Here is a 1,647-nt window from a genome sequence, read left to right as displayed (position 1 = left end):
CAATGTCATTAAGTTAGGGCGCAGATCCAAATATCGTGAAAAGAGCAGGTTATCGAAAAGATAGCCCGCTCTTTTTTTGCATGCAAAAGAAAAAAGGACTTGACAAATGGATGGAAGTGTGTGGCGAAGCCCCTTGAAAAAACGAGGAGGTTTCGCCAATGAATGAGTATGCGAATTCGCTAAAAGAAACGCTGACATCCCTCATCCGAGAAATGTCAGCCGCGCCAGCACCCTATGTCAAAAACCCGGAAAAGGACTTCACTCGAAGGAAAAAGTTACCCTTTGATACCGTGATGCAACTCTTGATCTCCATGGGCGGCAACAGTATATATAAGGAACTCTTGGAATCGCAGGGCTATGACGTAAACACTGCAACTACTTCTGCTTTTGTTCAGCAGAGGAATAAAATCCTGCCGTCTGCTGTGGAATTCTTGTTCCACGAATTTACGCAATCGTATACGGATATCAAGGATTACCGAGGGTATCGATTACTTGCTGTTGACGGTTCGGATTTGCATATCACAACGGATCCTACGGACAGAGACACCTATTTTCAAAGCCAACCAAACACGAAAGGCTATAACCTGCTGCATTTGAATGCAGCCTATGACTTGTGTAACCGACTTTACGTGGATGCTCTTGTTCAGCCACGAAGGTTGTGCAACGAGGGAAGGGCGCTGGCGACTATGGTTGACCGCTCCCCCATCAAAGGCAAAACCATTGTGATTGCCGATCGGGGTTATGAAAGTTACAACAATTTCGCGCATTTGGAACGCAAAGGGTGGAATTATGTCATAAGGGTAAAGGATTTGGATTCCAATGGCATTCTTTCGGGCTTGCGTTTGCCTTCTAGCGGAGAGTTTGATCGCGACATTCATCTGACACTCACAAAAAAACAAACCAAAGAGGTCAAAGCTCATCCTGAGATTTACAAGTTCGTCCCCTCTACGTCTACCTTTGATTTTTTGGATCGACAGGAGAACTTGTATTACCCCATCTCCTTTCGGGTTGTTCGTTTTGTCCTGTTCAATGGTGCATATGAAACCGTCATAACGAATCTATCTGCCGCTGATTTCCCACCCGATGAACTCAAGTCTATTTATCACTTGCGATGGGGCATTGAAACCTCTTTCCGGGCCTTAAAATATACCGTTGGCCTGACCAATTTTCACGCAAAGAAGCAAGCGTTCATCATCCAAGAGATTTTTGCAAGAATGATCATGTACAATTTCGCTGAAATGATGACCTCACACGTCGTCATTTCGCAAATGGATAAACGGCATTCCTACCAAATTAACTTCACAGTCGCCGTTCACGTTTGTAGATATTTCCTGCGCTCAAGGGATGATGAACCCCCGCCCGATGTTGAAGCACTGATTCGCAAAAACATTTTACCGATTCGCCCCCTTCGCCCAGGGCAGAAGAATACGCGTAAAATTCGCTATAAATCAGTTGTTAGCTTCGTCTACAGAGTAGCATAATTCGGTTCACATGAACAATTTTTAAGCGGATAGTCCATCCGCTTTGTTTGCTGTACGCTTTTTTCTTGCTTGAACCAAAAAACAAACGGCACAGGGCTTTTCCTATGCCGTTTTGCATTTCAGTTTTACTCCCGGTCTTGTCTTTGATCTTATCTTAATGACATTG

General features: G+C 44.4%; 1 protein-coding gene. It reads left to right on the top strand.

The annotated features are described in order from the left end of the window. The first annotated feature begins 158 nt into the window (after positions 1 to 158). Positions 159 to 1,481, top strand: coding sequence for an IS4 family transposase (locus GNP95_RS25420; RefSeq protein ID WP_155613608.1), 1,323 nt, complete (start codon positions 159 to 161; stop codon positions 1,479 to 1,481). Positions 1,482 to 1,647: the final 166 nt, after the last annotated feature.

It is taken from the genome of Paenibacillus woosongensis, from assembly GCF_009725165.1.
Classification (GTDB): domain Bacteria; phylum Bacillota; class Bacilli; order Paenibacillales; family Paenibacillaceae; genus Fontibacillus; species Fontibacillus woosongensis.
This window is presented reverse-complemented; position numbering and strand designations above follow the sequence as displayed.